This window comes from Kitasatospora sp. NPDC048194 (assembly GCF_043202455.1).
Lineage (GTDB): Bacteria > Actinomycetota > Actinomycetes > Streptomycetales > Streptomycetaceae > Kitasatospora.
Window position 1 is genome coordinate 79,706 of the sequence record NZ_JBIDAK010000016.1, and the last position, 21,626, is coordinate 101,331.

Consider the following 21,626-nt stretch of genomic DNA (forward strand, 5'->3'; position numbering starts at 1 on the left):
TTCCGCCGTCACCGCGCCGGTCACTGGCCCAACGGCCGCCGCCGGGGCGAGCGTTGACCCGTCAACGAAACACCTGACGGATCCTGAGGAGACCACCATGGACACCGACGTACTTGTCGTCGGAGCCGGACCGACCGGCCTGACGGCGGCCAACGAACTGCTGCTGGCGGGCGCGTCGACCGTGCTCGTCGACCGGCTGCCCGCGCGCAGCACCCTGTCCAGGGCGGGCGGCGTACAGACCCGGACGCTGGAGGCGCTCGACCAGCGCGGGCTGCTGGAACCGCTGCTGGCCGGCGGCGAACACCCGGTCGGCGGGAGCCACTTCGCCGGCATCCCGCTGCCGGACGCCCCCACCCCCGACACCGGACCGGGCGCCCACCGCCCCCGTCAGCCCTGGCGCTCCGTGCCCCAGGTCGCGCTGGAGGCCTTCCTGGAAGACCATCTGGCCGGGCAGGGCCTGAAGGTCAGGCGCGACCACGAGCTGGTCGCCCTCGCCCAGGACGAGGAGTCCGTCACCGCGACCTTCGCCGACGGCCGGTCGCTGCGCGCCCGCCACCTGGTCGCCGCCGACGGCGCCCACAGCACCGCGCGGAAGCTGCTCAAGGCCGAATTCCCCGGCCGCGCGGGCACCGTGACCACGATCGCCGCCGACGTGCGGCTCAGCGGCGCCGACGGCCTGCCCACCCACCACCACAGCACGGACGGCCACTGGACGGGGATCTTCCCGCTCGGCACCGACAGCGAGGGCAGGCCGCTGCGCCGGCTCGCCATGGGCGGGCCGGGCCGCTCGCTGCCCAGGGACGTGCCGATCACCGAGGAGGAGATCCGCGACGGGCTGCGGGCCGTGTTCGGCGACCGGGTGCAGCTGCTCGAACTCTGCCACGCCCGCCGGATCACCGACGCGGCCCGGCAGGTCGCCCGGTACCGCCACGGGCGGGTCTTCCTGGCCGGCGACGCCGCCCACGTGCACCTCCCGCTCGGCGCCCAGGGCATGAACGGCGGGATGCAGGACGCCTTCAACCTCGGCTGGAAGCTCGGCGCCGCGGTCCGCGGCTGGGCGCCGGAGGGCCTGCTCGACAGCTACCACACCGAACGCCACCTGGCCGGGACCACCGTGCTGCGCAACGTCCAGGCGCAGGGACTGCTGATGGACTGGGCCGGCACCCGCGACCCGGGCGTGCTCGCCACCCGGGACCTCTTCGCCGAGCTGGTCACCCTGCCGGAGGTCCGCCGCCTGCTGAGCGGCCTGATGTCCGGCACGGCCGTCCGCTACCCGATGCCGGACACCGGCCCGCACCCGCTGCTCGGCGGCCCGGTGCCGGACATCGACCTCGGCCCGGTCCGGGTGCACCAGCTCCTGCGCTCCGGCCGGGGCCTGCTGCTCGACCCGCAGGACGCCCTCGCCGGGATCGCCGCCCCCTGGGCCGACCGGGTGGACCGGGCCGGTGGGGGAGCGCCGGTCGAACCGATGCTGATCCGCCCGGACGGCCACGTCTGCTGGGTGGGCACCCCGGAGACCCTCCGGCCCTCACTCACCCGCTGGTTCGGCACGCCGACCCCGGCTGCTTGACAACGACATCAGGAAGCTCGGAGCTCCGCCAGGGCGCCCTTCGACAGACCGGCGCGGACCAGCGCGGCGGACAGCCGGGCGTACTCCTCCGGCGGGACGAGGCGGCCGAGGCCCTCGGGGGTGTGCGGCAGCCCGAGCTCCTCGGCGGCCCCGCACGCGCGGTCGTCGAAGTACGGGCGCAGCCACGGCCACACCACCTGGACCTCCCGGCAGAAGATCTCCGCCCCGACCGGGCCGATCCTCGGCACCTCCCGCAGCAGCCCGCGCAGTGCGCCGGGGTCGTCGCCGGCCTCCTCGCGCATCCGGCGCAGGTCGCCGTGCCAGCGGTCGAGGACCAGTTGCGCCCCCTCGCCGAGCGCGGTCGCGGTGCTCTCGTCGTAGCGGACGTAGTGGGCCCGGCCCAGTGCGTCCACCCGTTCCTGCCAGCCGGAGTCGGCCATCGCGCGCGGCGTGCGGAAGCCCGCGGCCGACAGCTCGCGGGCCGCCTTCACGGCCGTCTCGGCGCTGATCCGGATCGAGCAGAGGACGGTGAGGACCAGCAGCCGGTACAGCGGCGACGGCTTGTCCTGCAGCGTGATGCCCGCCTCCTCGGCGTAGGTGCGGCCGTGCTCCGCCAGGAGCCTGCGCACCACGGTGTCCGTCGACATGGTCCACCCACCTCTCGTGCCTCCTGGTGACGGACGGTCAGCCGGCTCCTGCCAGCCGCGCCTCCAGGTGCCCGGAGAGCACCCTGGTCTCCAGCACCGGCTGGGGCGCCGTGGCGGGGCCGTTGGCGACCTGGCCGTCGCGCAGCCGGAACTCGCTGCCGTGCCAGGGGCAGCGCAGGCAGCCGTCGACGACGGTGCCCTCCGACAGCGGCCCGGACAGGTGGGCGCAGCGGTCCGCGAGGACGTGGAACTCGTCCCCGTCGCGCACGACCACCACGGCGAGTTCACCGGCGCTGCGGCGGACGGGCTCGCCCTCGGGGAACTCCTCGACCGGGCCGAGCGCGACCCAGTCCGCCGGCGCCAGCCGGGGCACGGCGGCGGTCCGGTCGGGTCCGGCGGCCTGCCGGTAGGACAGGTGGCCGCCGAGCACCCCGCCGACCGAGACGGCGGTCAGCCCGGCCAGGCCGAGCAGCCGGCCCCGGGCGCGGTGGCCGCGGCAGCGGGCCAGCAGCGAGCCGCCGTACAGCAGCAAGCCGGTCGTGTTGGCGAGTGCGTGGACCAGCCCGGTGCGCCGCCGCGGCGGGTCGAGCCGGGCCCAGTCCACCCAGCCCGCGAGGGCGGCCGGGACGGCCGCGGACAGGCCCGCCGCCACCAGGACGCCGGCCGACCGGCGGCCGCCCGGGGAGAAGTCCAGCAGCGCCGCCGACGTCCAGCAGCCGAGGGGCAGTTGGACCAGCGCCGGGTGGAGGGGATGGCCCAGCCAGACCCCGTGCAGGGCGTCCCGGTAGGGCCCGAGCGGAAGGGACTCGGCCGCGTTGGCGAGCGGCCCGGCCGGGGAGTCCAGGAACTCCCAGTGCGCCGGCGCGTCCAGGGCGCGGCGCAGCCGCCGGGACCACGGGTGGGATTGCAGAGAAGAGGCGTCCATACCGGGGCGGCTAGCCGAACGCCGTCCGGCCAAACCCGCGGCCCGGGATTCCCCGGGGACGGGAGCGTTTCCGCCCGCCCACCACGGGCAGCCGCCGGGTGTCGCAGCCGCTACCACCTGGGATGACATCATGGCCACTCCAGATCCCGATCCCGACCGCACTCCGGCGCTGGACGAACACGGCGCCCTGCCCGGCGGCGACACCCCGCCGGCCGAGGGGGGAATCTCCGGCATCTCCCATCCGGAGCCGGTGGAAGTGCGGCGGGCCTGGGGGGCCTGGCCCGCCGTCCTGATCGTGCTGCTGGCGGTGCTGGTGTCCGCGATGCTGGTCGCGATGATCGTGATGCTGGCCTGACCCACGGCCCGACCCATGGCTCGGCCCATGGCTCGGCTCGTGGCCGGAGCCATGGCCAGGCCGGCGGTCCGGCCGGCAGCCCGACCACCGGTCGGTGCATCCCGTCCGCCCCGCCCGTCCGGTCCGTCCGGCCCACTCGGCCCGGGGCGGCCGGGCCGTCACCTGCCGGCCTCGGCGAGCGTCTCCCTGACGGTGACCAGACACGGGTCGCAGTACCGGTCCGGCAGCGGCGGGCCGTTGCCGTCGTCCGTCGGGACCACTCGCTGCGAGGGTTCCAGGACCCGCCCGCACAGCGACGCGGTGGCGTCGTCCTTCGCCACCACGTGCCACACCAGTCCGGGCGGCGTCACTGCCAGGTCGTGCTCGGCCCACATCTCGTACACGGCGACCTCCGGGTCTCGGGGCTGGGTCATCTCATGCAAACCCGGGACACGGCGGGCGGCCACCGGACCGGACCCGGTGGGATGGTTACGCCGGGGTGGACGGGGCACACGCGCGGTCGGCCGGGAACGACCCGGCCGCAGCTCCCGAGGAGGCCCGGATGAGCATGGTGAAGGAGTCCGTCGAGGTCGACGTCCCGCTGCACGCCGCCTACAACCAGTGGACGCTGTTCGAGGAGTTCCCGCGGTTCATGGAGGGCGTCGACTCGGTGACTCAGCTGGACGACCGTCACAACCACTGGCGGACCAGCATCGGCGGCGTCAGCCGCGAGTTCGACACCGAGATCGTCGACCAGCTGCCCGACGAGCGGATCGCCTGGCGCACCACGGACGGCGACGTGAACCAGAAGGGCGTCGTCACCTTCGAGCGCCTGGACGACCAGCACACCCGCGTCAACATGGCCATCGACTTCCGGCCCGAGGGCATGGCCGAGAAGGCCGCCGACGCCATGGGCATGGTCGACCGGCGGGTGAAGGGCGACCTGAGGCGCTTCAAGGAGTTCATGGAGCAGCGCGGCCGGGAGGAGGGCGGCTGGCGGGGCCGGATCACCCCCGGCTGATCCCCACCCGGCGCGCCGCGAGCGGCTCCGGTCCTTCGGTGGACCGGAGCCGCTCGCGCATGCCGCGGGGCGCTTCAGCGCCGCGGCGGCCGGTCGCCCTCGGCGTCCTCGCCGTCCGTGCCGTCCCCGGCGCTCCCGCCTGCGGCGCCCGCGCCGCCGGTCCTGCCCTCGACGGACTCCGGCGCCTCGATGCCCGGGATGTCCCGCAGGTCCTCCGGCTCCTCCAGCCCGGCGCCGGATTCCCCGCCGTCCGAGCGGATCCGCACCGCCTCCTCCTCGGCCGACAGGCCCGCCGTGTCCCCGGTGGCCTCACCGCGCAGATCACCGTGCGGATCCGGGAGGTCCAGCCGCCCGGCGGCGTCCTCGGGCACGCCCGCCACGGCCGTCCGTTCGTCCGTCTCCGGCTCCTCCTGGGCCAGGCGGGCGTCCAGCGACTCGCCCTCGGCCTGTTCGGCGCCGGTGGTGCCGAACGACTCCGCGGCCACCGGGGTGTCCCCGGGCACGGCCTCGACCTGGGGGTCCTCCGACCACTCCCGCGCGGGCGAGCCGTCCTGGAGGTCGGGGATGCCCTCGTCCTCCGGCTCCGCCGCGGGGTCGTGGTGCCCCCGTTCCGGCTCCGGCACCGGATCGGAGGGGTCCGGGACCGGCTCGGAGGACGCGTCACCGGTGGCGCGGCTCGCTCCGGCCGGCGGGTCGACGGCGACCGGCTCCCGGCGCGGCGGCCCGCCGTACTCCTCGCCGGGCTGGACGCCGGGCCCCGGCCCCTCGGCGATCTCCGGCTGCTGCTCCCCGCTCCCGGCGACGTTCGGCGTCCCGCCCTTGCCGATCGGCGACGGCCGGCGCTCGGGGCCCTGCTCCTCCTCCTCGGCGGACCGTGCCCCGCCCGTGTCCGCGGGACCGATCGCGCCGCCCATGTCGTGCAGCGGCCGTTCCTTCGGCGATCCGTTCATGGCTTCCTCCCTGCCGTGGGCGGCCCCGTCCTCCGGGGCCGCCCCTGCGCCTACCCGCCGGATGCCGCTCACACCGCCCGGGTTGGCCCCGCCCGCCCGGGGTAGGCGCGCGGGCATGGAGGACACCGGACCACCGCCGGACGGCCCGCCCGCCGACGACACCGACGCGTTCGACCTGTGCGACGAGTGCGGACGGGTCGTCGCCGCGGCCGAGCTGCTCGGCGCCCTGGTGCCGGACTCCTCGGCGCTGCACCCCACCGACTCGGACCTCGACGGCAAACGGGTGCTCACCGCCTGTTCCGTGGACCACCTGGCCGTCCTGGTCGAGCACTACCGGCAGCGCCCCTTCGTCCCCGAGGAACAGTGGGCCGGAAAGGTCTGCCGGGCGCTCGCCGACTGCGACCAGCCCGTGCCGCTGAGCGTGGTCGCCCGGCTGAGCGGCCTGTCCGAGCACCAGGCGGAGCAGGGCGTGGAGTGGCACAACGCCCGGGCCCGCGAGTGGCAGGCGCGCTACGGCGGGCCGGCGGGCGCCGACGGGGACGAGAACGAGGGCGACTGAGGCGGCGAGGGACGACGGCAGCCGACGGGAGGAACGGCGGCGGGAGGGACGGCGGCCGGGAAGGACGACACGGCACGGCCCCGGACCCGGTGGTCCGGGGCCGACGCGCGATCGGCTCGGTGCGGCTCAGGTGTTGCGGCTCAGGTGTTGGGATCCGCCACGCTGATGTCCGCGAGTGCGGACTCCGGGTCGCGGTCCAGCGCGAGGTCGCCGAGCGAGACCACGCCCACCGCCCGGCCGTCCTCCACCACGGGAAGGCGGCGCAACCCGTGCTGCCGCATCAGGTCGACGGCCTGCCGGACGTCGTCGCCGGGAGCGACGGTGACCAACTCGGCACTGCAGACGTCACCGGCGTTCGTGCTGTCCGGGTCCTTGCCGTCGGCGAGCACCCGGACCACCAGGTCGCGGTCGGTCAGCAGCCCGTACAGCTCGTTGCCGTCCGCCACCAGGACGTCGCCGATGGCGCTGTCCCGCATGAACCGGGCCGCGTCCCGGACCGAGCACAGCCGGGGGACGGTCACCGGACCGGCGGTCATGACGTCCCTGATCTTCTGGGTCATGTCTCCTCCACGCGCTCGTCGGGTCCCCTCTGGGGGGCGCGCCTGCCCGGTGGGCGCGCCCGGAAACGCACGGTGACGGGACCCGGCGGACGGGCTCACCCGTCCACGGCCGCACGCAGTTCCGTGCGGTGGGCGGTCAGCCAGTCGGCGAAGTCCTGGAGCTGCGGATCGAGCAACCGGGCGGCGCCCGGGTCGCGCGGGGCGAGGAACGTCCGCTCGCACTCCGCGTAGTACTGGAACATGTTGCCGGCCTCCGTCGCCCCCGGGAAGTCCCCGGCCCGGAACGCGTCCGGGGTCACCGGCCGGTACGTCACCTGCTCGCCGAGGACCTTCGACATGGCCACCGCCATCTCGATGAGCGTCAGCGCCTCGCCCGCGATGCTCACGGTGGCGCCGATCAGGTCGGAGCCCCGCCGCAGGATCGCCAGCGCGGTGCGCCCGATGTCCTGGACGGCGATGCCGGCCAGCCGGCTCGTGCCCATCGGGAGCGCCAGCTGCAGGGCGCCGTCCTCGCCGCGCCGGGGGGCGAACGGGCCGAGCAGGTTCTCCCAGTAGAACGTCGGACGCAGGTAGGTGGTCGGCACCCCGGCATCGGCGAAGTACTGGTCGGCCTCCGCCTTGGCGTCGAAGTGCGGCACCTTGTAGCGGCCCTGGAGGGTGGGCATCCGGTCGTCGTCGACCGGGATGCACGCCCGGGTGTCCTCCAGCGTCGACCAGACCGCGTGCCGCACACCGGCGTGCCCGGCAGCCCGGGCGAGGGCCTCGGCCTGGGCCTTCTCGCGTTCGGCGGACATGTGCTCCCAGAAGTTCGTCACCAGGTACGCGCCGTACGCGCCCTCGAACGCCCGGGCCAGGCTCTCGGGATCGTCCAGGTCGGCCTGAACGACCTCGGCGCCCGCCCGCTCCAGCGCCCGCGCGGCGGGCGACTCCGGGTGCCGGGTGACGGCGCGCACCGCGAAGTCACCGGCGGGTTCGCCGAGGATCGCGGCCGCGAGGGCGCCGCCCTGGCGGCCGGTCGCGCCGACCACCGTCACGGTTCGGGGTTCTGTCATGGGTCGGTCCTCACGGTGCTGCCGCGTCCGCCGCCGGGGGCTCCGGCCGGTCGTCCGGCTCGTTCTCGGCCCGGCGGCCCGCGGTCGGGGCCTCGGCGACCGACGGACGGGGCCGCGACGGGCCGCCGCCGTTCGCCACGGAGTGGCGGTCGGGACCGTCCGGCGCGGATTGCCGGTGCCCGGCCCTCGCGTGCATCGTCACGGCCCAGGACCTTCGTCTGATGCTCACCACGGTCTCCGGTGGTTCGGGGCGGGCACCCTCGGCCCGCCGGTACGGCGCGGCTACCCGGATCGGATCCGGCCAATCCGGCATGCCCCCGGGCGGGCCGGGTACCCGCCGACCTCCGGGGCGCGGACACCGGTGCCCGGCCGGCGCCCCCGCCAGGCACCCACCGATGACAACGGATGACCAGGAGCAGAGATGACCCACCACACCAAGGTCCTCGCGATCGTGACGAACTACGGCGTCGAACAGGACGAACTCCTCGTCCCCCTGAGGCACCTGCGCGACGACGGCGTCCAGGTCGACATCGCGGCCCCCGACCGGGACGACATCCAGACCCTGGTCGGGGACAAGGACCCGGGCGAGACCGTGCGCCCGACCCACACCCTCGGCGAGGTCGACCCCGCCGAGTACGACCTGCTGCTCATCCCCGGCGGCACGATCAACGCGGACACCCTCCGGCTGCGCCAGGAGGCCGTGGCCCTGGTGCTCGCCTTCACCAACTCCGGCCGGCCCGTCGCCGCCATCTGCCACGGACCCTGGCTGCTGGCCGAGGCGGGCGTCGTCTACGGCAAGCGGCTCACCTCGTACCCCTCGCTGCGCACCGACCTCGCCAACGCCGGCGCGACCTGGGCGGACGAACCCCTGGTCACCGACGACGCGAACGAGTGGCGGCTGATCACCTCCCGCAACCCCGGGGACCTGGAACAGTTCCTGAAGGGGATCGACTCCGCCCTGCGGGCCCGGGCCGGCGCCGTCGGCTGACCCGGGCCGCCGGCGCCGCCGACGGCCGCGGCGAGGACGTGGTCAGCCGACGTAGCGCCGGGCCCGGGAGGTGCGCTGCGGGCCCTCGAGGGTCCGCAGCGCCCGCTCCACCCGGGGCGGTACGGCCCGCCGTTCGCGGAGCACCCACGGCGTTCCGGCCGCGGCCTCCGCGAAGGCCCGGACGGACACCGCGTCCCGCGGCACCGAACGGGCCAGGAAGAGGGTGCGGCGCGCCGCGCGCCACAGCGGCCGCCGGAGCCAGGTGAACCAGAGGGTGTTGCGGATCCCGTGCCGCCGGCGCAGCGTCGCGTCCCGCGCCGGCGAGGGGCGGTGATGGACCGTCAGGTCCTCGGCGTACAGCAGCCAGTGGCCCGCGGCCGCGAGGTCGGCGGCGAGCAGCTCCTCCTCGCCGCCGAGCCACAGCCGCGGGGAGAAGCCGCCGGCCGTGCGGAACAGGTCGGTGCGCAGCACGGTGGCTCCGGCGAGGAAGGAGCCGAGCGCCGGGCCGGGGAGCCAATCCGGCCGGGGCAACGGGGAGTTGCGCAGCTCGGCGACGATCGGGTCCTCCCGGGGCGGCTGGTCCGGGCGGTCGCGGTCGTGCACCACGATCCGCGCGGTGACCGCCGCGACCGGCGGGTGGGCGTCCAGCAGCCGGACCGCCCCCGCCAGGGAGCCCGGCTCCCACCAGGTGTCGTCGTCGCAGAAGGCGAGGTAGCGGGTACCGACCTCCCGGGCGGCCAGGTTGCGGGCGCAGGCGCCCGCGTTGCGCCCGGCGGACAGCAGCCGGGCGCCGCCGGGGTGGTCGCGCACCGCCCGTGCGGTGCCGTCGGTGGAGCCGTTGTCCACCACCAGGACCGGCGGGTGCTCGGGCAGCTCCGCCAACCGGTCGAGGGTGTGCAGGAGTTCACGGCGGCGGTTGTGGGTGATGACGACGACGGTGACCGGCTGCTCCCCGGCGGGCCGCGAGGGATCGGGCGCAGCCGTGCCCTGCGGCGCGGGGCTCGGCACGGGAGCGCTCGGCAGGGGAGGGTTCGGAACGGGAGGAACGGGAGGGGCCGGTACGGGACGCTCCGGCACGGGCAGCCGGTCCAGGTGCCGGGCTGCCCGTTCCACCCGCTGCGGCACCGCCCGGCGGCGCAGCAGGGCGGCGGGCAGCCGGGGCAGGGCGGAGGCCAGGGCGTGGCGGGCCACCGGCGAGCGCGGGGCGGCGCGCAGCAGTGCGGCGGTGTGTCCGAGCGCCACCGGCCGGGAGCGCCGCAGCCAGTCGGTGAGCAGGGTGTTGCGCAGCTGGCGGGCCTCCCGCCCCGAGCGGCCGTCCGGCGCGGGGTGGTGGCGGGCGACCACCTCGGGGCAGTACGCCAGGCCCCAGCCGTCGGCCGCGAGGTCGAGCGCCAGCAGCTCCTCCTCACCGCCGAAGTGCAGCAGCCGGTCGAAGCCGCCGACGGACAGGAACGCCTCGCGGCGCACCACGGCCGCGCAGGCCAGGAAGCCGAGGACGGACGGGCCGGGCAGGTCGGGCTCGGTGCCGAGCGGTCCGGCGACCAGGTCCGCGTTGATCGGGTCCGGTCGACCGGCCGGGCCGACCAGGGTGGCTCCGGTGAGCAGGGCCAGCCGGGGGTGCCGGTCGAGCAGGCGGGCGGCGGTGGCGAGGGCGCCGGGCTCCCACCAGGAGTCGTCGTCGCTGAACGCGACGTACCGGGTGGACAGGGCGGCGGCTCCGACGGTGCGGGCGGCCGCGCCGAGGTTGCGGCGCAGGGCGATGACCCGGACGCCGGGGTGGCGCTCGCGCACCGCGCGTGCGGTGCCGTCGTCGGAGCCGTTGTCGACCACCAGCACGGGCGGGTGCTCGGGCAGCGCCGTGAGCTGGTCCAGGTTGGCGAGCAGCCGCGCCCGGCGGTTGCGGGTGATCACGACGACGCCGAGATCGGGAGCGGTCACGGCGGTGCTCCGGGGGAGTGGCGGACCGAGGATCGGTGCGGCAGCGCGGCCAGGGCGTCCAGGACCTCGCTCGGGGTGATCCGCAGCAGCCGCACGTCCGGCCGGTCCGCGTGCGGGTCGCCCGGGCGCAGCCCGTCGGCCGGGCCCGGGTGCCAGAGCGCGCGGTGCGCCCGCGAGTCCGGCGGCCCCCACAGCGCGGGCGAGAGCGGGCCGAACAGGGTGACGGACGGGGTGCCGAGGGCGGTGGCCAGGTGCGCGGGGCCGGTGTCCCCCGAGACGACGGCCCGGGCGCCGGCGAGCACGGCCGCCAGGTCGGGGAAGGACAGCCGGCCGCCCAGGACGGCGGACGGCGACAGCCCGGCCAGTTCGGCGACGGCCCGGGCCAGGGGCAGCTCCGCGGGGCCGGCGGTCAGCGCCACCGGCTGCCCCCGGGCGCGCAGCGCCCGGGCGACCGCCGCGAAGCGTTCGGGCGGCCAGCGGCGCGAACCGTGGTCCGCGCCGGGGTGCAGGACGACGGCCCCGGGCGCCGGACTGGGCCGGTCCGGCGCCGGCACTCGCAGGTCGTCCGGATCGGCGGGGATGCCGTACCAGCGCAGCAGCCGGCACCACCGTGCGCGCTCGCCGTCGTCCGACCGCCAGGCCGGGCCCGCGACACCGGGGCGGCTCGGGTGGTGGAAGGCGATCAGCCGGGCCGGCCGCAGCTCGGTGAGCACCCGCAGGCTGGGCGGGCCGTTGCCGTGCAGGTCGACGGCGAGGTCGGGCGGCGGGCCGGACCAGTCGAGGACGGCCGGGACGGCCCGGTCCGGTCCGCCGGCGGGCAGCAGTTCGTCCACCACACCGATCGCGCTGACCGCGTCGGCTAGGGCGGCGGGTGCGGCCAGGACCATGCGGTGGCCGGGCAGGTGCCGCCGCAGCGCCCGCAGCGCGGGAACGGCGGTGAGCAGATCACCGAGGCCCAGGGCACGCAGCACCAGGACGCTGGGGCCGCTGGTCACGGCCCCGTCCCCGCCGGGCCGACCGGTCACGGCTCGGCTCCCACGGCGCCGTCCGCGACGACGGCGGCGGCCCGGGCCGCGCGGCCCGCCAGGGCGGTCGTGGAGTGGCCCGCGACGTACGGCAGGACGACCGCCTGGCCGCCCCAGTCGCGCAGCACCGCCGCCTCGGGGAGGGTGCCGACGGTGTAGTCGCCGCCCTTGACCCACACGTGCGGCCGCAGCCCGGCCAGCAGTTCCTGCGGGCCGTCCTCGTCGAAGACCACGACGGCGTCCACGCAGCTCAGCCCGGCGAGCACCCGGGCCCGGTCGGCGGCGGGGTTGATGGGGCGTCCGCGCCCCTTGAGCCGCCGCACGGAGGCGTCGGAGTTCAGGCAGACGATCAGGCAGTCGCCGAGGCGGCGGGCCGCCTCCAGGAGCGAGACGTGTCCGGTGTGCAGCAGGTCGAAGCAGCCGCCGGTCGCCACCACCGTGCCGCCGCGGGCACGGACGGCCTCGGCGAGGGCCCGGGCGTCCCGGTGGGGCCCCGGCTCCGGCGCCGGCGCGTCGGACCACAGCGCCGGGTCGCTCGCGCCGCCCCGGGCGACGAAGTCGGCGGCGGCGAGCACCGCCCGTCCGGCGGCCTCCTCGGGCAGCGCCCCCGCGGCGAGGGCGGCGGCGGCCACGGCGGCGAAGCAGTCCCCGGCGCCGCACGGGTCGCCGTGCGCGGTGAACGGCGAGGGCAGCACCAGCGGGTTCTCGGTGCCCCGGCTGAGCACCGCGCCGCGGGCACCGAGGGTCACCGCGACGGCGGCCGCCTGCCAGCGCCGGGCCAGCAGGGAGGCGCGCAGGAGGTCTCCGGCGAGCGCCCCCGCGGGGCCGGGCGGGTCGGCCCGGTGGATGATCCGGCGGGCCTCGGCGCCGTTGGGGGTGGCGAGCCGGACGCCGCGCACGGGCGGGCCGCCGCGCGGGTGCGGGTCCCAGACGACCGGTACCCGGCGGGCCGCCTCGGCGAGCAGGGGGCGCAGGGCCCGGGCGGTGCCGTTGCCGTAGTCGGCGACCAGCACCGCGCCGGCCTCCCGGATCGCCCGGCGCACGTGCGGGCCGGCCGTGCCGGGCGTGCCGCCGCCGCGGTCGAACCGGACCAGCGGGCGTCCGCCGGCCCGGACCCGCGTCTTCACCGGCAGTTCGCCGTCCAGGGGGAGTTCGGCGAGGCCGATCTCCGGCGCGAGCGCGGCGCGGACGGTCTCGGCGGCGGCGCTCTCGCCGAGCGCGGTGACCAGCAGCACCTCCGCTCCGGCCCGGTCGGCGAGGCGGGCGGCGAGCCCCGCTCCGCCGGGCCGGGCGTGCTCGGCGGTCACGTCGACCACCGGCGCGGGGGCGTCGGGCGTCAGCCGTCCTGCGTCGCCGTCGATGTCCCGGTCCAGGAGGGCGTCGCCCACCACGACCAGCGGCCCGTTCATGCCGTCCTCCTTCCGACGGACGCCGAGGTCGCGGCCGAGGCAGCAGCAGTGGCCGCAGCCGCAGCCGAGGCCGGGAACCGCCGCACGCCGTCCGTCCGGGCGGAGCCGTCCGGGCGCGCGAGGGCGGCGTCGAAGGCCTCGCAGACCAGGTGCAGCGCGACGAGGTGGACCTCCTGGACGGTGGCGGTGCGGGTCGAGCGGACGGCCAGGAAGTCGTCGGCCAGGTCGGCCAGCGGGTTGGGCGGCGGCCCGGTGAGCGCGAGGACGCGCAGGCCGGCGGCGTGGGCGGCCTCGGCGGCGGCGAGCACGTTCGGGCTGCGGCCGGAGGTCGACATCAGCATCAGCACGTCGCCGGGCCGGCCGTGGGCGGTGACCTGGCGGGCGTACACGTCGGCGAAGCCGTAGTCGTTGCCGATCGCGGTCAGGCTGGAGGTGTCGGCGTGCAGGGCGATGGCCGAGAACGGCGGGCGCTCCTCGCAGTAGCGGCCGACGAGTTCGGCGGACAGGTGCTGGGCCTGGGCGGCGCTGCCGCCGTTCCCGGCGACCAGGAGCCGCCCGCCGCGGGGCAGCAGCTCGGCGAGGTCCCGGCCCCAGCGGGTGAGCGCGGCGAGCCCGTCGGAGCGCAGCCGCGCCAGGGCGTTCTCCAGCGACAGGCAGTGCCGGGCGGCGCGGGCGCGGTCCGCGGCGACGTCGGCCGGGGCGGGGGCGGGCCCGCCGGCGTGCGGGGCGGCGCCGTTCATCGGCTCGCTGCCGTTCAGCCGGTCGGGGTCCTTCGAGGAGCCGTCCACGGGGTCGGTCGGCGGGCCGCCCAGCCGGTCGCCGAGCGGGTCGTCCAGACGGTCACGGCCGTTCAGGGGGTTCATCGGAGTGCTCCTTCCACGGGGTGGACGGACCGTTCGGACCTGGACCGGTCCAGGAGTTCCCGGTAGACCAGCTCGGTCGCGGCGGCGATCCGGTCCCACCCGAAGTGGTCCAGGGCCCGCTTCCGGCCGGCCCGCCCGTAGGCGGCCCGCAGGCCGGGCCGGGCGAGCAGGTGGGCGCAGGCCTCGGCGAGCTCGGCGGGCCGGTCCGGCGCGACGAGGCGCCCGGTGCGGTGGTCGAGGACGGTGTCGAGCTGCCCGCCCACGGCGGTCGCCACCACCGGGACCCCGCAGGCCATGGCCTCCAGCGGGACGATGCCGAAGGGCTCGTACCGGGCCGGGCAGAGGACGAGGTCGGCGCTGCGGATGAGCGCGGGCATGTCGCTCGGGGCGACCCCGCCGAGCAGCCGCACCCGCTCGCCGAGCCCGAGCGCCCGGGCCAGGTCGCGCAGCCGTCCGGCCTCCGGGTCGTGCGGGAGCTCCCAGGCCGGCGGGCCGCCGGCGAGCAGGAGTTCGGCGCCCGGCAGCGCGGCCAGGGCGCGGATCGCGGTGTCGGCGCCCTTGCGCGGGACGAGGCGGCCGATCTGGAGCAGCCGTGGGCGTCCGGAGCGCTCGGCGACCGGCCCGTCCGGGCTGAAGCGGCGGGTGTCGACCCCGCAGGGCACGATCCGGGACCGTTCCGGGTCGACGCCCATCGCCTGGAGTTCGCCCACCTCGTCGCGGCAGGTCGCCACGATCCGGGCGGCGCCGAGGCCGACGGCCGTCTCGATGGCGATCCGGCCGGGCGGGCTGGTGTCGGCGGCGCCCTGGTGGCGGCGCTTGACGGTGCCGAGCGCGTGGTAGGTGTGCACCACCGGCGGGCCCGCGCCGGCGCTCCCGTCGCACACCGAGGCGCCGAGCAGGGAGGCCAGGCCGGACATCCAGAAGTGCGAGTGGACGACATCGGGGCGCTCGGCGCCCCAGTGCTCGCCGAGCCGGTCGCCGAACGCCGGCATGTACGGCAGCAGCTGGTCCTTGGGCAGGGGACGGGGCGGCCCGGCCGGGACGTGGTGCACCACGACACCCGGCCCGAAGGGCACCAGCGGGTCCAGGTCCGGATCGTCCCGGCGGGTGTGCACCGTGACGCGGTGGCCGCGCCTGGCGAGGCCGGCGGCGAGCGCGGCGACGTGGACGTTCTGGCCGCCCGCGTCGACGCCGCCGAGTACCGCCAGTGGACTGGCGTGCTCGGAGACCAGTGAGATCCGCAGGCTTCTCATGAGCCCGTCACCTCCTCGATCAGTCGGTCCCAGTCGGTGAGGAACCGGTGGAGTCCGTAGCGCCGCAGCGCGGCCCGCCGGGCGAGGGCGCCGTCCCGGGCCGCGGCCTCGGGCTCGGCGACGTAGTGCCGCGCGGCCCGGGCGAGTTCCTCGGGCCGGGTGGAGATCACCCCCGCGCCCTCCGGGACCGCCGCGACGGCCTCCGTGGTGGCGAGGGCCACCACGGGCAGGCCGAGGTGCATCGCCTCCAGCAGGGACAGGCCCAGCGAGGTCCAGCGGACCGGGTGCAGGTAGAGCCGGCGGCGGGCCAGCTCGTCGTGCAGACGGGCCTGCGGCAGGTCGGCGGTGCGGCACCGGGCGGGAGGCAGGCCCAGGTGCTCGGCCAGGCCTTCGGTCCGCATGCCGAAGACGTCCAGCGGCGCGGCGCCGGCCAGTTCGGGCAGCAGGTCGGTACCGGTGGTCCGTCCGCGCCGCACCGGCTCGTTGACGACCACGGCGGCGCGCGGGAGCTCGCCGGTGTAGCGGTGGCCCGGATCGACGATGCCGTGCTCGATGACGGTGGTGGGCGTGCGCCCGTTGTCCCAGAAGAGCCGGTTGAAGTGGGTCACGTGCACCAGCGTCAGATCGGTGCGGTCGGCCATCGGGTGCCGGGCGTCGGGCACCGGCCCCGGTGGGGCGTTGTGCTCCAGGTAGACGGCCGGGACGTCCCGGCCCGGGCGCCGGCCCAGCCAGCGCCGGACGAGGTCCTCCTCGTGCGGGCGCTGGAGGACCACTAGGTCCACCGGGGTGTCCCGGAGTCGGCGGGGGCTGAGTTCCTGCACGCTCCCGGGCCAGTCGTAGGTCAGGGCGCGGCCCCGGCCGTCCGGCCCGCGGTCGGGCAGGACCGGGATCAGGTAGGTGTGCGGGCCCTGGACGAACGCGGTGGTCCAGGAGCCGTGCACGTGCCAGAGCAGGATGTTCACGGGATCACCGCCCGGAGGTCGGGGTGGGCGCGGGGCGACTCGGCGAGCAGCCGCTCGACGGCCGCCGCGATGTCCGAGCCGGTCAGGCCGGACAGGCAGGGATGTCCGGGGACGGGGCAGACCCGGGCCCGGGTGTCGGCGCACGGCGCGTCCTGGCGGCCCAGCAGCACGCAGGGCACCCCGTACGGGCGCCAGCGCCAGGCGGGCACCACCGGGGCGAACAGCGAGACCACGGGGGTGCCCACGGCGGCCGCCAGGTGCGCCGGGCCGGTGTTGCCCGCCACCACGGCGTCCGCCCCGGCCAGTACCCCGGCCAGCCCGGGAAGGTCGGTGGCCCCGCCGAGGTCGGTGCCGTGGCGCCCGCTCACCGCGGCGGTCAGGGCCCGCTCGCCGGGGTGGCCGGTCACCACGACCCGCCGGCCGGACTCCGCCAGCGCCTCGACGGCCTCGGCCGCGAGCGCGGTGCCCGGGGCCCGGGCCGGGGCGGCCGAGCCCGGGTGGACCACCACGTACGGCTCGGGGCCGGTCAGCGGGCGGGTGTCGGGCGGCGGGAGGGTCCGCAGGGCGCCGTCGTCCCCGGTCGGGAGGCGGAAGCCCGCCGCCTCGGCCAGGTCGAGCGCGGCCTCGGCCTCGTGCCGCCCGGGCGCCCGGCGGTGCCGCAGGTCCAGCAGCGAGCCGGGGTAGTCCGTGCTGTCCGCGGCGATCCAGGGCACGCCGGCCAGGCGCAGCACGAGCGCGGTGGGCAGCGGGCTCTGGTGGAAGGAGGTCAGGACCAGGGCGCGGGACGGGCGGTGACGGGCGATCGCGGTGACGGTCCGTAGGACGTCCGCCCTGCGCACGGGAGGAGCCGGGACGCTCACCCAGGGGGCGTCCCACACCAGCACCTCGTCGACGCCCGGCAGCAGCCGGGCCGCGGGCGCGCCCTGCGGACCGCACAGCATGACCACCGGGTCGGGGCCGGTGGCCGCGGCCCGCACGGCCGGTCCTGCGAGCAGGACGTCACCGAGGCTGTCGAGCCGGACCACCAGGGTGCTCACCGGTGCCCCCCGGGGCCGTCCGCCTCGGAGAGCACCAGGTCGACGGCCGAGGGCAGGTCGGGGGCGGTGCGCCCGGCACCGGCGACCTCGGGGGCGAGGGTGGCCGCCGTCGGGACGAGCACCGACCGGGCCCCGGCGGCGCGGGCCGCCGCGACGTCGGCGCCGATGTCGCCGATGACGACGGCCCGGTGCGGGGGGACGCCGAGCGCCGCGCAGGCGGCGAACACCAGCCCCGGAGCGGGCTTGCGGCAGTCGCAGCCGTCGTCCGGTCCGTGCGGGCAGACCGCCCACACGTCGAACGGCCCGAGCAGCTGCTCGATCCGCTCGCGGACCAGGGCCACCGCCTGACGGGTCAGCAGGCCCCGGGCCACCCCGGACTGGTTGCTGACCACGCCGAGCGCCACGCCGCGGGCCCGCAGCCGGTCGAGCGCCCGGGCGGCCCCGGGCATCGGCCGGACGAGCGACGGATCGCCGTTGTACGGCACGTCCTCCACCAGGGTGCCGTCCCGGTCGAAGAGCACCGCGGCGGGCGTCCGCACGGCGGCCGGCGTGCGCCGGTCCGGTCCGGGCCGGAACAGCCACGGAGCCGGTCGTGCGGAGGAGCCGCGTTCACGGGAGAGGTTCGACATGCCCGGGCGGGTGTCCGGGGCCGCCGGAACCAAACGTCGGGCCGGCGGCTCTCCCGGTTCCGGTGACGGGCCGTGAGCAGCGCGGCGGGGCGCGGACCCGGCCCGGTCGGCGGTCAGCGGTCAGCCCTGGAGCTCGGCGGCCGGGGCGCCGGCGGGCCGGACGGGCGCCGTCGCGGCCGACCAGGGCGGCGCATTCCGGTGACGCAGCGTGCCCAGCAGTCGGTGCCGGACGGCGGCTGGCGGGATCAGCGCGCTGGTCCGGAGCATCGCGCGGATCTCGGCGGCCGTCCGCGGGCCCGGCAGGATCCGGGCGAGGGCGAACTCGGCGGTGCCCACCAGCCAGGCGCAGGCCGCCGCCCCGGCGGCCCGCCTGGCCCCGAACAGCGGCAGCACGACCGCGGCCAGGCCCGCGGCCGTGACCGCCGCGTGGCGGCGCAGCCGGCCCCGTCCGGCGCCCGCGCGCTCCCACCAGTCCCGGCCGTGGAGGCGGACCATCAGCGCGTCGTCGGCGTTGCCCGCCTGGGCGCGCAGGGACACCCAGGGATCGGCGGCCCGGACGGGGTGCGCCGTGCTGCGGTGCCCCCGGGTGAGCTCCCAGCCGGCCCCGATCAGCCGCAGGGCGAGGTCGGCGTCCTCCCGGAACGCCCGCCGGAACCGCTCGTCGAAGCCGCCGACGGCCACCAGCGCGGCCCGGCGGCAGGCGAGGTCGGCGGTGATCCAGCGGGCGTCGGCCAGGCCGGCCGTGGTGCGCTCCCAGTCGGTGGGGCGCCGCCCGCCGGGCAGCGGGACGACGATCCGGCCCTGGACGGCGGCGACGCCGGGGGCGGCCGAGTCGAGGTCGGCGGCCAGCTCGGCCGCCCAGGAGCGGCCCGGCACGGTGTCGTCGTCCAGGAACACCACCCAGGGCTCGCGGACCGCCCGCCAGCCGGTGTTGCGGGCCGCCGCGGGCCCGTTGCCGCACCCGGGCAGGACGGTCAGCCGGTCGCGCAGCGCGGCGGGCACCGTGAGGTCCAGCGGGGTGCAGTCGGACAGCGGGCGGTCGTCCACGACGACGACGTGCCGGGGCGCGGGGCCCCGGCACGCTGCGAGTGCGGCCAGGCAGGCGTTGAGTTCCGGTCGGCCGATGGTGGGCACGACCACGGCGTACGGGGCGGTCACGGCCGCTCACCCGCCGTGAACATCCGGCCGCGGCGGACGGCGAACGGGCCGAGCGCCAGCAGGTCGACGGGGGCGGAGCCGAAGCACTCCAGGGCGTCGCGCGGGTCGTCGACCATGGGCCGTCCGGCGGTGTTCAGGCTGGTGTTCACGACCACCGGCAGCCCGGTGGCCTCCTCGAAGGCGGTGAGCATCCGGGCGACCAGCGGCTCGTCCTCCGGGTCCACGCTCTGGATCCGCGCGGTGCCGTCGACGTGCACGACCGCCGGGATGCGGTCCCGCCACTGGGGCCGGACCTCGTGCACGAACAGCATGTACGGGCTGGGCAGCGGGCCGTCGAAGATCTTCCCGGCGCGCTCGGCGAGCACCATCGGGGCGACCGGGCGGAACTGCTCGCGGCCCTTGACATCGTTGAGCCGCTCCAGGTTCTCCGCCCGCCCCGGGTGGGCCAGCAGCGAGCGGTGGCCGAGGGCCCGCGGGCCGTACTCCGAACGGCCCTGGAACCAGGCGACGATGCCGTCCGCCGCCAGCGTCTCGGCGACGGTGCGGGCGATGTCCGGCGGCCGCTCGTACGGGACGGCCGCCCGCCGCAGCCAGGCCTCCAGTTCCTCGTCGGACCAGCCCCGGCCGAGTGCGGCGCCGGGCATGGCGGCGGTGTGCTCCCCGCCACTGGCGGCGAGGTGGAGGGCGGCGCCGAGGGCGGTGCCGGCGTCCCCCGCGGCGGGCTGCACCCAGACCCGGTCGAACGGGCCCTCCCGGGCGATCCGGGAGTTGGCGACGCAGTTCAGCGCCACGCCGCCGGCCATGGTGAGCAGCCGGTCGCCGGTGCGGCCGTGCAGCCAGCGGACCAGGTCCAGCAGGACCTCCTCCAGCAGCCGCTGGGCCGAGCAGGCGAGGTCGGCGTGGTCGCGCGTCCAACTGTGCCCGGGGGCCAGCGCGGGTGCGAAGCGCTCCCACACCACCCGGTCCGCGTGGAAGCCGCCGTCGCCGGTGGAGTGGACCAGCCGGCGCAGGTCGGGCAGCATCCGCGGAGAGCCGTAGGAGGCGAGCGCCATCACCTTGTACTCGTCGCTGGAGCGCTGGAAGCCGAGGTGGGCGGTGAGTTCCTCGTACAGCAGGCCGAGCGAGTGCGGCAGCCGCTGGGCCGCGAGCGGTTCGATCTGCCGCCCGGTGCGGCGGGCGGCCAGGTGGGAGGCGGACTCGCCGCGGCCGTCGAGCACCAGCACCGAGCACGGGTCCCCCGCGCCGTCGACGGCCAGCGCCGCGGAGGCGGCGTGGGCCAGGTGGTGCGGGACGAAGCGCACGACGGACGGGTCCAGGCCGGGCAGGGCGTCCGCGAGGAAGGTCGGCGCGAGGCGGGCGTACTGCTGGCGCAGGTGGTCCCACGGGTCGTCGAGGCCGAGTTCGCGCGCCGGGCGGGCCAGCGAGGGGTCGTAGGAGTAGCCGACCAGGTCGAGGTCGGCCGGGCGCAGCCCGGCCTCGGCCAGGCACCAGCGGGCGGCCTGCTGGGGCAGCTCCCAGGCGGAGAAGGGGACCGGCCGCTTGCCGTGCTTGCGCCGGGAGAACCGTTCCTCCTCCGCGGCGGCCACCGTGCGGCCGTCCACCACGAGGGCGGCGGCCGGGTCGTGGAAGAGGGCGTTGATGCCGAGGACGCGCATGTGTCGGACTCCTCTTGGTCGGAACCGGTCAGTCGTGGTGCCGGAACCAGGCGATGGTGCGGGCCAGGCCCTCGCGCACGGGCGTGCGCGGCGACCACTGGAGCTTGTCGCGGGCGAGGGTGATGTCCGGTCGGCGGACGGCCGGGTCGTCGACCGGCCGTTCGATGAACCGGAGCTCGGACGTGGAGCCGGTCAACTCGATGATCAGCATGGCGAGTTCGCGCATGGTGAGCTCGGTGTCGTTGCCGATGTTCACCGGCCCGGACAGATCGGAGGCGATCATGGCGAGCAGGCCGGCCACCGTGTCGTCCACGTAGGTCAGCGACCGGGTCTGCCGGCCGTCGCCGGTCACCGTCAGCGGCTCGCCGGCCAGCGCCTGGCGGATGAAGGTCGGCACCGCCCGGCCGTCGAAGGCCCGCATCCGGGCGCCGTAGGTGTTGAAGAGCCGCACGATCGCGGTGTCCACGCCGTTGGCGGTGGCCTCGGCGGTGGTCATGGCCTCCGAGAACCGCTTCGCCTCGTCGTAGACGCTGCGCGGACCGACCGGGTTGACGTTGCCCCAGTAGCGTTCCGTCTGGGGGTGCTGCAGCGGGTCCCCGTAGACCTCGGAGGTCGAGGTGAGCAGGAAGCGGGCGCCGTGCCGGCGGGCGAGGGCGAGCGCGTTGCGGGTGCCGAGGCTGCCGGTCTCCAGCGTGTGCACCGGCAACCGGAGGTAGTCCAGCGGGGACGCGGGCGAGGCCAGGTGGCAGACCAGGTCGACCGGACCGGGCGGATCGAACGGCTCGGACACGTCGGCCCGGCACAGCTCGAACCCGTCGCCGCCGATGAGGTGGGCGACGTTCTCGGGCGATCCGGTGCAGAAGTCGTCCACGCAGAGCACCCGGTAGCCGCGGTCGAGCAGCGCCGTGCACAGGTGGGAGCCGACGAAGCCGGCTCCTCCGGTGACGACGGCCCGGGGCGCGCGGGTGCCGCCGGTACGGGACTCGGGACTCGTCATGGCCGTTCCTTCGGCGCCGGCCCGGTGGCGGGGCCCGCCGGGCCGACGGGGCAGAGGGGGGCGGGGGAGGCGTGGCCGGACCGCCCCGGGCGCC

Annotated in this window: 22 protein-coding genes and 1 pseudogene; 5 read left to right on the plus strand and 18 right to left on the minus strand. The window is 77.1% G+C overall.

The window, feature by feature from the left end; translation table 11 throughout:
• Nucleotides 1–97 precede the first annotated feature (97 nt).
• On the plus strand, nucleotides 98–1,570 hold the full coding sequence (locus ACGF07_RS20570) for an FAD-dependent monooxygenase (RefSeq protein WP_392900810.1): 1,473 nt from the start codon (nucleotides 98–100) through the stop codon (nucleotides 1,568–1,570).
• Between the two features lie 8 nt (nucleotides 1,571–1,578).
• On the opposite strand, the gene ACGF07_RS20575 is transcribed toward ACGF07_RS20570, so the two are convergent.
• Both ACGF07_RS20575 and ACGF07_RS20580 read right to left on the minus strand, forming a co-directional pair.
• A complete protein-coding gene (locus tag ACGF07_RS20575) occupies nucleotides 1,579–2,217 on the minus strand; it encodes an endonuclease (protein ID WP_392900813.1) in 639 nt (212 codons plus the stop codon).
• A 37-nt stretch (nucleotides 2,218–2,254) separates the two neighbouring features.
• Nucleotides 2,255–3,142 (minus strand): Rieske (2Fe-2S) protein, encoded by an 888-nt coding sequence (locus tag ACGF07_RS20580; RefSeq protein ID WP_350744057.1) that lies wholly within the window; start codon nucleotides 3,140–3,142, stop codon nucleotides 2,255–2,257.
• Nucleotides 3,143–3,272: 130 nt separating this feature from the next.
• Here ACGF07_RS20580 and ACGF07_RS20585 point away from each other — a divergent pair, with 130 nt between their 5' ends.
• On the plus strand, nucleotides 3,273–3,497 hold the full coding sequence (locus tag ACGF07_RS20585; RefSeq protein ID WP_350744056.1) for a DUF6480 family protein: 225 nt from the start codon (nucleotides 3,273–3,275) through the stop codon (nucleotides 3,495–3,497).
• Nucleotides 3,498–3,655: 158 nt separating this feature from the next.
• On the opposite strand, the gene ACGF07_RS20590 is transcribed toward ACGF07_RS20585, so the two are convergent.
• Entirely contained in the window at nucleotides 3,656–3,910 is a 255-nt protein-coding gene (locus tag ACGF07_RS20590) for a hypothetical protein (protein WP_392900816.1), read from the minus strand.
• 128 nt (nucleotides 3,911–4,038) lie between these two features.
• Here ACGF07_RS20590 and ACGF07_RS20595 point away from each other — a divergent pair, with 128 nt between their 5' ends.
• A complete protein-coding gene (locus ACGF07_RS20595; RefSeq protein ID WP_350744054.1) occupies nucleotides 4,039–4,497 on the plus strand; it encodes an SRPBCC family protein in 459 nt (152 codons plus the stop codon).
• A 74-nt stretch (nucleotides 4,498–4,571) separates the two neighbouring features.
• Here the strand turns inward: ACGF07_RS20595 and ACGF07_RS20600 are convergent, their stop codons facing one another.
• Nucleotides 4,572–5,447 (minus strand): hypothetical protein, encoded by an 876-nt coding sequence (locus ACGF07_RS20600; RefSeq protein ID WP_392900819.1) that lies wholly within the window; start codon nucleotides 5,445–5,447, stop codon nucleotides 4,572–4,574.
• Nucleotides 5,448–5,562: 115 nt separating this feature from the next.
• Between ACGF07_RS20600 and ACGF07_RS20605 the strand changes: the two genes are divergently transcribed.
• Entirely contained in the window at nucleotides 5,563–6,006 is a 444-nt protein-coding gene (locus tag ACGF07_RS20605; RefSeq protein WP_392900822.1) for a hypothetical protein, read from the plus strand.
• Between the two features lie 140 nt (nucleotides 6,007–6,146).
• On the opposite strand, the gene ACGF07_RS20610 is transcribed toward ACGF07_RS20605, so the two are convergent.
• Nucleotides 6,147–6,566 carry a CBS domain-containing protein gene (locus ACGF07_RS20610; protein WP_392900825.1) on the minus strand — a complete coding sequence of 140 codons (420 nt, stop codon included), beginning with the start codon at nucleotides 6,564–6,566 and terminating at the stop codon, nucleotides 6,147–6,149.
• Between the two features lie 95 nt (nucleotides 6,567–6,661).
• A complete protein-coding gene (locus ACGF07_RS20615) occupies nucleotides 6,662–7,618 on the minus strand; it encodes an NmrA/HSCARG family protein (protein ID WP_392900827.1) in 957 nt (318 codons plus the stop codon).
• A gap of 421 nt (nucleotides 7,619–8,039) precedes the next feature.
• Between ACGF07_RS20615 and ACGF07_RS20620 the strand changes: the two genes are divergently transcribed.
• On the plus strand, nucleotides 8,040–8,606 hold the full coding sequence (locus ACGF07_RS20620) for a type 1 glutamine amidotransferase domain-containing protein (protein WP_350744049.1): 567 nt from the start codon (nucleotides 8,040–8,042) through the stop codon (nucleotides 8,604–8,606).
• Nucleotides 8,607–8,648: 42 nt separating this feature from the next.
• Here the strand turns inward: ACGF07_RS20620 and ACGF07_RS20625 are convergent, their stop codons facing one another.
• From ACGF07_RS20625 to ACGF07_RS20680, 12 genes and pseudogenes are all read right to left on the minus strand, one after another.
• Nucleotides 8,649–9,614: a glycosyltransferase family 2 protein gene (locus tag ACGF07_RS20625; RefSeq protein ID WP_392900969.1), complete on the minus strand. Its 966-nt coding sequence runs from the start codon at nucleotides 9,612–9,614 to the stop codon at nucleotides 8,649–8,651.
• Between the two features lie 501 nt (nucleotides 9,615–10,115).
• Nucleotides 10,116–10,544: pseudogene (locus ACGF07_RS20630) on the minus strand (glycosyltransferase family 2 protein); the annotation flags it as partial.
• Nucleotides 10,541–11,539 carry a glycosyltransferase family 9 protein gene (locus ACGF07_RS20635; protein ID WP_392900830.1) on the minus strand — a complete coding sequence of 333 codons (999 nt, stop codon included), beginning with the start codon at nucleotides 11,537–11,539 and terminating at the stop codon, nucleotides 10,541–10,543. The pseudogene ACGF07_RS20630 and the gene ACGF07_RS20635, both read right to left, overlap by 4 nt.
• Nucleotides 11,540–11,565: 26 nt before the next feature.
• Nucleotides 11,566–12,978, minus strand: coding sequence for a D-glycero-beta-D-manno-heptose 1-phosphate adenylyltransferase (rfaE2, locus tag ACGF07_RS20640; protein ID WP_392900833.1), 1,413 nt, complete (start codon nucleotides 12,976–12,978; stop codon nucleotides 11,566–11,568).
• A complete protein-coding gene (locus ACGF07_RS20645; protein ID WP_392900971.1) occupies nucleotides 12,975–13,718 on the minus strand; it encodes an SIS domain-containing protein in 744 nt (247 codons plus the stop codon). The genes rfaE2 and ACGF07_RS20645 overlap by 4 nt, the downstream gene beginning before the upstream one ends.
• Nucleotides 13,719–13,837: 119 nt before the next feature.
• Complete coding sequence (locus ACGF07_RS20650) at nucleotides 13,838–15,094, minus strand: glycosyltransferase (protein WP_392900836.1); 1,257 nt, start codon at nucleotides 15,092–15,094, stop codon at nucleotides 13,838–13,840.
• Nucleotides 15,091–16,056, minus strand: a complete 966-nt coding sequence (locus ACGF07_RS20655; protein ID WP_392900838.1) for a glycosyltransferase — start codon at nucleotides 16,054–16,056, stop codon at nucleotides 15,091–15,093. Before ACGF07_RS20655 ends, ACGF07_RS20650 begins: the two co-directional genes overlap by 4 nt.
• Nucleotides 16,053–17,093, minus strand: a complete 1,041-nt coding sequence (locus tag ACGF07_RS20660; RefSeq protein ID WP_350744044.1) for a glycosyltransferase family 9 protein — start codon at nucleotides 17,091–17,093, stop codon at nucleotides 16,053–16,055. The genes ACGF07_RS20655 and ACGF07_RS20660 overlap by 4 nt, the downstream gene beginning before the upstream one ends.
• Nucleotides 17,090–17,722 (minus strand): D-glycero-alpha-D-manno-heptose-1,7-bisphosphate 7-phosphatase, encoded by a 633-nt coding sequence (locus tag ACGF07_RS20665; RefSeq protein WP_392900841.1) that lies wholly within the window; start codon nucleotides 17,720–17,722, stop codon nucleotides 17,090–17,092. Before ACGF07_RS20665 ends, ACGF07_RS20660 begins: the two co-directional genes overlap by 4 nt.
• Before the next feature lie 120 nt (nucleotides 17,723–17,842).
• A complete protein-coding gene (locus ACGF07_RS20670; RefSeq protein WP_392900844.1) occupies nucleotides 17,843–18,880 on the minus strand; it encodes a glycosyltransferase family 2 protein in 1,038 nt (345 codons plus the stop codon).
• Nucleotides 18,877–20,535 carry a carbamoyltransferase C-terminal domain-containing protein gene (locus tag ACGF07_RS20675; protein WP_350744041.1) on the minus strand — a complete coding sequence of 553 codons (1,659 nt, stop codon included), beginning with the start codon at nucleotides 20,533–20,535 and terminating at the stop codon, nucleotides 18,877–18,879. The genes ACGF07_RS20670 and ACGF07_RS20675 overlap by 4 nt, the downstream gene beginning before the upstream one ends.
• Nucleotides 20,536–20,563: 28 nt before the next feature.
• Nucleotides 20,564–21,532, minus strand: a complete 969-nt coding sequence (locus ACGF07_RS20680) for a UDP-glucuronic acid decarboxylase family protein (protein WP_350744040.1) — start codon at nucleotides 21,530–21,532, stop codon at nucleotides 20,564–20,566.
• Between the last annotated feature and the right edge of the window lie 94 nt (nucleotides 21,533–21,626).

Coding starts and splice junctions, on each gene's coding strand:
- ACGF07_RS20665 (WP_392900841.1), bottom strand. CDS start 17,722: ATGTCGAACCTCTCCCGTGAACGCGGCTCCTCCGCACGACCGGCTCCG.
- ACGF07_RS20570 (WP_392900810.1), top strand. CDS start 98: ATGGACACCGACGTACTTGTCGTCGGAGCCGGACCGACCGGCCTGACG.
- ACGF07_RS20590 (WP_392900816.1), bottom strand. CDS start 3,910: ATGACCCAGCCCCGAGACCCGGAGGTCGCCGTGTACGAGATGTGGGCC.
- ACGF07_RS20605 (WP_392900822.1), top strand. CDS start 5,563: ATGGAGGACACCGGACCACCGCCGGACGGCCCGCCCGCCGACGACACC.
- ACGF07_RS20580 (WP_350744057.1), bottom strand. CDS start 3,142: ATGGACGCCTCTTCTCTGCAATCCCACCCGTGGTCCCGGCGGCTGCGC.
- ACGF07_RS20620 (WP_350744049.1), top strand. CDS start 8,040: ATGACCCACCACACCAAGGTCCTCGCGATCGTGACGAACTACGGCGTC.
- ACGF07_RS20675 (WP_350744041.1), bottom strand. CDS start 20,535: ATGCGCGTCCTCGGCATCAACGCCCTCTTCCACGACCCGGCCGCCGCC.
- ACGF07_RS20575 (WP_392900813.1), bottom strand. CDS start 2,217: ATGTCGACGGACACCGTGGTGCGCAGGCTCCTGGCGGAGCACGGCCGC.
- ACGF07_RS20610 (WP_392900825.1), bottom strand. CDS start 6,566: ATGACCCAGAAGATCAGGGACGTCATGACCGCCGGTCCGGTGACCGTC.
- ACGF07_RS20600 (WP_392900819.1), bottom strand. CDS start 5,447: ATGAACGGATCGCCGAAGGAACGGCCGCTGCACGACATGGGCGGCGCG.
- rfaE2 (WP_392900833.1), bottom strand. CDS start 12,978: ATGAACGGGCCGCTGGTCGTGGTGGGCGACGCCCTCCTGGACCGGGAC.
- ACGF07_RS20645 (WP_392900971.1), bottom strand. CDS start 13,718: ATGAACGGCGCCGCCCCGCACGCCGGCGGGCCCGCCCCCGCCCCGGCC.
- ACGF07_RS20585 (WP_350744056.1), top strand. CDS start 3,273: ATGGCCACTCCAGATCCCGATCCCGACCGCACTCCGGCGCTGGACGAA.
- ACGF07_RS20680 (WP_350744040.1), bottom strand. CDS start 21,532: ATGACGAGTCCCGAGTCCCGTACCGGCGGCACCCGCGCGCCCCGGGCC.
- ACGF07_RS20650 (WP_392900836.1), bottom strand. CDS start 15,094: ATGAGAAGCCTGCGGATCTCACTGGTCTCCGAGCACGCCAGTCCACTG.
- ACGF07_RS20595 (WP_350744054.1), top strand. CDS start 4,039: ATGAGCATGGTGAAGGAGTCCGTCGAGGTCGACGTCCCGCTGCACGCC.
- ACGF07_RS20615 (WP_392900827.1), bottom strand. CDS start 7,618: ATGACAGAACCCCGAACCGTGACGGTGGTCGGCGCGACCGGCCGCCAG.